This is a genomic window from Bradyrhizobium sp. (genome assembly GCF_028868675.1).
In the GTDB taxonomy this organism is placed as follows: Bacteria; Pseudomonadota; Alphaproteobacteria; order Rhizobiales; family Xanthobacteraceae; genus Bradyrhizobium.
Window position 1 is genome coordinate 1 of record NZ_JAGWUA010000238.1, and the last position, 6,654, is coordinate 6,654.

7 protein-coding genes are annotated in these 6,654 nt (G+C 66.7%); 2 read left to right on the forward strand and 5 right to left on the reverse strand.

What is annotated here, in order from left to right; all coding sequences use genetic code 11:
* Positions 1-106: 106 nt before the first annotated feature.
* Together KGM94_RS22285 and KGM94_RS22290 are read right to left on the reverse strand one after the other, a co-directional pair.
* Positions 107-2,389 (reverse strand): molybdopterin cofactor-binding domain-containing protein, encoded by a 2,283-nt coding sequence (locus tag KGM94_RS22285; protein WP_300264168.1) that lies wholly within the window; start codon positions 2,387-2,389, stop codon positions 107-109.
* A complete protein-coding gene (locus KGM94_RS22290; RefSeq protein WP_300264178.1) occupies positions 2,386-2,877 on the reverse strand; it encodes a (2Fe-2S)-binding protein in 492 nt (163 codons plus the stop codon). The genes KGM94_RS22285 and KGM94_RS22290 overlap by 4 nt, the downstream gene beginning before the upstream one ends.
* Before the next feature lie 407 nt (positions 2,878-3,284).
* Between KGM94_RS22290 and KGM94_RS22295 the strand changes: the two genes are divergently transcribed.
* Together KGM94_RS22295 and KGM94_RS22300 are read left to right on the forward strand one after the other, a co-directional pair.
* Complete coding sequence (locus tag KGM94_RS22295; RefSeq protein ID WP_300264170.1) at positions 3,285-4,070, forward strand: alpha/beta fold hydrolase; 786 nt, start codon at positions 3,285-3,287, stop codon at positions 4,068-4,070.
* Positions 4,071-4,132: 62 nt separating this feature from the next.
* Complete coding sequence (locus KGM94_RS22300; RefSeq protein ID WP_300264180.1) at positions 4,133-4,432, forward strand: hypothetical protein; 300 nt, start codon at positions 4,133-4,135, stop codon at positions 4,430-4,432.
* A 215-nt stretch (positions 4,433-4,647) separates the two neighbouring features.
* Here KGM94_RS22300 and KGM94_RS22305 read toward each other — a convergent pair whose 3' ends face one another.
* From KGM94_RS22305 to KGM94_RS22315, 3 genes are all read right to left on the reverse strand, one after another.
* Positions 4,648-5,412 (reverse strand): polysaccharide biosynthesis/export family protein, encoded by a 765-nt coding sequence (locus KGM94_RS22305; protein ID WP_300264172.1) that lies wholly within the window; start codon positions 5,410-5,412, stop codon positions 4,648-4,650.
* A gap of 228 nt (positions 5,413-5,640) precedes the next feature.
* Positions 5,641-6,297: a peptide-methionine (S)-S-oxide reductase MsrA gene (gene msrA / locus KGM94_RS22310; RefSeq protein ID WP_300264174.1), complete on the reverse strand. Its 657-nt coding sequence runs from the start codon at positions 6,295-6,297 to the stop codon at positions 5,641-5,643.
* A 132-nt stretch (positions 6,298-6,429) separates the two neighbouring features.
* Positions 6,430-6,654, reverse strand: a 225-nt coding sequence (locus tag KGM94_RS22315) for a hypothetical protein (RefSeq protein WP_300264176.1), incomplete at its 5' end; no start/stop codon positions are given.

The window sequence follows — 6,654 nt, forward strand, 5'->3', positions numbered from 1 at the left end:
CCGTGGGCGTCAAGACCCTCTCAGGTGTGGGGATACCTTCACGGAACATAAAAATCCGCCGGAGGTCACCCCCCGGCGGATCGTCTCTTGCCGCAATCGGCGACGATTACGCCTTCATCGCGCCCTTCACGGCTTCCGCCGTGATCGGCAGCGCGCGGACGCGAGCGCCTGACGCGTTGAAGATGGCGTTGCCGATGGCGGGTGCGACCACCGTCACCGCCGGTTCGCCGACGCCGGTGGCCTTCTCGCCATTGGCGATGACGGCAACCGCGACCTCAGGCACCTGGCTCATGCGCAAGGGCGTGTAGCTGTCGAAGTTCTTCTGCTGGATGCCACCGTCCTTCAGTGTCGCCTTCTCGTACAGCGCAAGCGACAGGCCCCACAGCGCCGCACCCTCGACCTGGGCGCGGATGTTGTCGGGATGCACCTGCGTGCCGACGTCGGTGGCGACCGTGAGCTTCTTCACGGTCACCGCCCCCGACGGCGCGACGGCAACATGGGCGACGCAGGCGGTCCAGCTTGCCGTGGCGCGCTCCTGCGACGACACGCAGGCCACGCCCATGCCTTCGCCCTTCGGCAGCTTCCTGGTGCCGTAGCCGGCCAGGCCCATCGCGGCGAGCAGGGTGTTGCGCAGCCGCTGCGCGCCGCCGTCGTTCTTGCCCTTGCCGTCGAGCAGCGAGATGCGGAACTGGGCCGGATCCTGGCCGGTCGCAACCGCGATCTCGTCGATCATGCTTTCGACCGCCCAGAAGGTCCAACCCGGCGCCACCGAACGCAGTTGACCCGACGGGGTGGCGTTGTGCGCCATCTCGTTCTTGATCGCCCGCACGTGGTGGTTGGGCACGGTGTAGAAGAAGTCCGAGCCGTTCACCGTGAAGGCGTCGAGCGGACCCTTCTTGTCGACCGAGGGCGAGAGGAAATCGGGGATTCCCCAGCGCGCGGTCGGCCAGGCCGAGACCACGTCGTGGCTCAGCGCGACCAGCTTGCCGTCGCCGTCCACGCCGGCCTTGACCTTCTGGTAGGTGAGCGGACGCGAGAAATCCATCGTCATGTCGTTCTCGCGCGAGTAGATCACCTTGACCGGCTTGCCGACGGCTTTCGCCGCCTGCACCGCCGGCACCATCATGTCGGCGTCGAGACGCCGGCCGAAACCGCCGCCCAGCCACATCTGGTGCATGACGACGAATTTCGGATCGAGCCCGGCGGCGCCGGCGGCGATCGCGCCGGAGCGCGTCGCGAACTGGTTGCCGGAATAGACGTGCAGGATGTCGCCCTTGAACTCCGCGGTGGCGTTCATCGGCTCCATCGGACAGTGGATGTTGATGTTGGTGGTATATTCCGCCTCCAGCGTCTTGGCCGCCGTGCCGAAGGCGGCCGTGGGATCGCCGTCCTTGACGAAGAACTGGCCGGAGTCGGACAGGCCCTGCAGCCGCTTGGCTTCGTCGAACAGCGACTGGCTCGACAGCTTTGCGTTCGGACCGCCGTCATAGCTGACCTTGAGCGCCGCCGCCGCCGCCTTCGCCTGCGCGAAGGTGTTGGCAACCGCGACCACCCAGCCGGACGTCGTTGCGGTCTTGTCGTCGAGGGTGACGGCCTTGATGAAGCCGGGCACCTTCCTGGCGTCGGAATCGTCGACCGATTTCACCGTGGCGCCGAAACGCACCGGCGGGGTCACGATGGCGCCGTACACCATGCCGGGCAGCATGACGTCGATGCCGTACTTGGCCGTGCCGTTGGTCTTGGAGGGGATGTCGATCTGCGGCACCGACACGCCGATCATGGTGTACTGGTCCGGAGTCTTCAGCTTGATCGCCTTGAGCTCGTCCGCCGTGAAGGTCTTGGTGGCCTTGCCGCTCCTGACGATCTCGGCAAAGCTCATGTGCTTCTTCGACTTCGGATGCGAGATCACGGAATCGCGCACCACGAGTTCGCCGGCCGGCACGCCCATCGCGCCGGCGGCGGCGTCCGTCAACGCCATGCGGCCGGCGGCGCCCGCGCGGCTCATCGCGTCGAAGTTCATCGTCGTCGACCAGCTTCCGCCGGTGATCTGCGCCCCCAGCACGGGGTCGTTGAACTTCGGATCGTTGGAGGCGAGCTGAACCCGCATGTCGCTCCATTTGGCGCCGAGCTCCTCGCAGACGATCTGGGCCATGGTGGAGGCGATGTGCTGGCCCATGTCGGCCTTGCCGCAGGTCACGGTGACGAGACCCTCCGGCGAGATCGAATACCAGACGCTGGGATCGAAATTGGCAGGAGCCGCGGCAAACGCCTGGTCGACGCCGGGAACGCCGGCATAACCGAGCACGAGGCCGGCGGCGGCGGTGCCGACGAGGAAGGAGCGGCGGCTGAGATCCGTGGTCGCGGGAGTGATTTTCGCGTGCTTGTTCATGTGGGCCTCCGCTCGGTGCCGGAGACGGACGCGGTGCGCATTTCGGTTGCGGCACGCATGATCGCCTTCTGGATCCGTGAATAGGTCATGCAACGGCAGAGATTGCCGTCCATGTGCGCGACGACCTCTTCCTTGGTCGGGTTGGGATTCTTTGCCAGCAGCGACGCCGCCTGCATGATCTGCCCGGACTGGCAGTAGCCGCATTGCGGGACCTGCTCGGCGACCCACGCCTTCTGCAAGGGATGATCGCCCTTGGCGCTGAGGCCTTCGATCGTGGTGATCTTCTTGCCGGCGACGTCGCCGACCTTGGTCTGGCAGGAACGAACGGCTTCACCGTTGACGTGCACCGTGCAGGCTCCGCACAAACCGGCGCCGCAGCCGAATTTCGTGCCCGTCATTTGCAATTGCTCGCGGATCGCCCATAGGAGCGGCGAATCGTTTGCCGCATCCACGGACATATTCCGCCCGTTGATGTTGAGAGTAGGCATGGTTTCTTCCCCTGCCGGTGCATGAAGCCGCTTACGGCGGCAACTTGTGTGGCTGACGCCCACCGGGCCGGCGGCAGCCTTGGCCGGGAGAATGATCGCGTTCCCGCGTGGAGGCAAATGCAATTTGGAATTGATCGAGACGAACGTGGCGCCAAGCGTTGTGCGTTGCGACAAGGGTGCTGACGCAACCGCCGGATGGAATTTCCGGCCGGTTGCGCATGGCGTCGCGCGCCGCGGCACGGTTCGGCAGTTTCCCCCGAGTAACCCGTCACGCCGTGGCGCGACGAGATTGGATGAATCGTCATCGCGCTTCAGGTTGTTGTTCGAACATGATCTTTTCGGAAAACTGCTGCGCACCTTTGCAGATCATGCTCTAGGATGCGCCGGAAACGCAGGGGATGGACGTGATGCCAAAAATCGATCGCGACGGGGTGGCCATCCATTACGAGGTGCACGGCAGCGGGCCGCCGCTGCTCCTGACCCATGGCTTCTCCTCCACCTCGGCGATGTGGCAGGGCCAGGTCGATGCGCTTTCGCGGGAGCACCAGCTCATCCTGTGGGACATGCGTGGTCACGGCCGGTCCGACTATCCCGATGATCCCCGGGCCTACAGCGAGACGCTGACCGTCGCCGACATGGCGGCGATCCTCGACGCCGTCGGCGCCGAGCGCGCCATCATCGGCGGGCTCTCGCTCGGAGGCTACATGTCGCTCGCCTTCTACCGGGCGCATCCGGAGCGGGTGCGGGCGCTGCTGATCATCGACACCGGCCCCGGCTTCAAGAAGGACGATGCCCGCGACGTCTGGAACAAGCGCGCCTATGACACTGCCGAGCGGTTCGAGCGCGAGGGACTCGAGGTGCTGAAATCGGCGAGCCGCGAACGCTCCACCGTCAGCCATCGCGACGCGAAGGGGTTGGCGCTCGCCGCGCGCGGCATGCTGACCCAGCGCGACGCGAAGGTGATGGAGCTGTTGCCCGAGATCAAGGTGCCGTCGCTGATCGTGGTCGGCGCCGACGACACGCCATTTCTGGCGGCGTCGGACTACATGGCGGCAAAAATCCCCGGCGCGCGCAAGGTGGTGATCCCATCGGCCGGGCACGCCGTGAACATCGACCAGCCGCAGGCCTTCGTTGACGCCGTGGTGCCGTTCCTGAAGACTCTGCCGCCACCAACCACCGGACGAGCAACGTGACTTGCAACGTGACTTGGCGGCAATCGGTGTCGACCCTCGCCGCCTTGGCGGCGCTGACCGTGATGCAGGCGGCGCCGGCCCGAGCGCAGCAGCCCGGCCCGCTACCGCGCCTGCCCTTCGTCGCGACGCTGTCGAACACGACGCCGCTGGCCTTCGGGATGGACGTCGAGGAAACCGCGCGGGCGCTCGGCCAGCCGCTGCAATATGTGCGGGGACGTCCCGGCAACGAGATATTCCTTGCGCTGCGCAACCTCGGCGGCAGCGGACTGGCGCCCCATCGCCACCGGCTGTTCCTGCAATTCCGCGGCGGACGGCTGGCCGGCTGGAAGGCCGACTACGGCGAGAACTGGATGTGGGAGTAGCCGCCCCTTATGGTGCGCAGGCCTTCTTCGCGAAGCCTCCCGTTGGCGTAATTACAATTCGTCATGCGCGGGCTTGCCGTCTTCGCTGAAGCTTCGCCGGCCGAGACCGAAAGCCCGGCGAAGCCTTGCACAGCCGGGACCCGCGCATCCATCATACAGAGAGCGTTCTTGAGATGATGGATTGCCGGGTCAAGCCCGGCAATGACGGCTTTGGCTCAGAACCAGCGTTCGCCGACGAACACGGTGTCGCCCGGTCCCACCGGCGTGCCGAGCGGCACCACCACGCGCATGGCGCCACCGGTGTCGCTGTGGGTCAGCGTGACGGTGTCGCGCCGCGCGCGCGGCGAGAAGCCGCCGGCGATCGCGACCGCGCTCTCCACCGTCATGTTCGGCACGTAGGGATACTGGCCGGGGGCCGCGACCTCGCCGAGAATGAAGAAGGGACGGTAGGCCTCGATCTCGACCGCCACCGAAGGCTCGCGGATATAGCCGTTGCGCAGGCGCGCCGCGATGTCCGCCGCCAGCCCCGCGGTGGTGCGGCCGCGCGCCGGCACCGCGCCGATCAGCGGCAGGGTGATCGCGCCGCCCGCATCGATCGCATAGGTGTTGGTGAGACCTTCCTGGCCATAGACCACGACGCGGAGCTTGTCGCCGGCGTCCAGATGATAGGCCGCGGCGTAGCGCGCCGGGGCGGGAGCAGGCATCGGCCCGGGCATCGGTGCGGCATAGCCGACCGGCACGGGCGCAGGCGCCGCAGCAAAGGAATTGCGCAGCGCGCTGATGGCGCCGCCGCCGCTGTGATCGGCGACCGCAACCGGCGGAGGAACGTTGGGCTGGCCGTAGGCCATGGCGTCGAGATCGCTGCGCGGCTGCGCGACCGCAACCGGCCCGGCGGTCTGCATGCAGCCGCCCAAGGCGAGCGCGGCGACCGCGGCCAAGATCGACAATCGAAACGCGCGCGCAACCCGCACTGGAGCCATCCCTCGAACCGAGACGGCTCCAGTCTTGCACCCGTTATGGTTAATAAAGCGTTTCGGGTGGTATTGCGGCGCTTCCACGCGTCTCCGTCATTCCGGGGGCGACGCATAGGGTGCCCTCGAACCTGCGCGCGGACATTTTCGCTGTCGTCATGGCCCGGGCGGGACAAGCCCGGGCATGACGAATTTAGTGGATGTGGGCGCCATCCCCGGAATGACGATGGGTGGCGCTCACGCGCTGACGCCGATACCGATCGGGCACGACACGCCGGTGCCGCCGAGACCGCAATAGCCGGCCGGATTCTTGGCCAGATATTGCTGGTGGTAGTCCTCCGCAAAATAGAACGCGCCGGCGGGCGCGATCTCGGTGGTGATCGCACCGAGCCTTCTTGCCGCGAGCGCCTTCTGATAGAGCGCGCGCGACGCCTCGGCCGCGGTCTGCTGCGCATCGTTCGCGGTATAGATCGCGCTGCGATATTGCGTGCCGACGTCGTTACCCTGGCGCATGCCCTGGGTCGGGTCGTGGTTCTCCCAAAACGTCTTCAGGAGGCGTTCGTAGGAAACCGTCGCCGGATCGAACACGACGAGCACCACCTCGGTGTGGCCGGTGCCGCCCGAGCAGACCTCCTCATAGGTCGGATTGGGCGTGTGTCCGCCGGCATAGCCGACGGCGGTGACGTAGACGCCCGAGCCCAGCTCCCAGAATTTGCGCTCGGCGCCCCAGAAGCAGCCGAGCCCGAAGGTGGCCTGCTCCAGCCCCGCGGGATAGGGTGGCTCGAGCCGATGGCCATTGATGAAATGGGTCGTGGCGGTGGTGATCGGTTGCGCACGGCCCGGCAGCGCCTCTGCTGCGCTCGGCAATGCGGCGGACTTGCGCATGAACAGCATGATCGGATCTCCGGGGCGAGCCGCGTCCGCTCGAGGCGGGACGCTACGAGGGCGCGCTCGCGATACGGGCTGAATATAGGCATTTGGGCAAGACGGTGCAGCCCCGTTACGTCGCGCCCTTCCGTCCAGCCGTCAGTCGCGCGAATAGCCGATCAGAGGCTTGCGCGGCCGGAACAGGATCATCAACACGATGCCGAGGATGCCGAGCACCGCGAAGACCGGCTGGTCCAGCACCACGCGGACAACCGAGGTCCAGAGCCAGGGGGCCTTGGCCTCGACCCAGGTGCGGAACGCCTGCTGGCTCGACTGATGGACATCGTTCCAGAACTGGCCGAAACGCGTGAAGCGCAGGGTCTG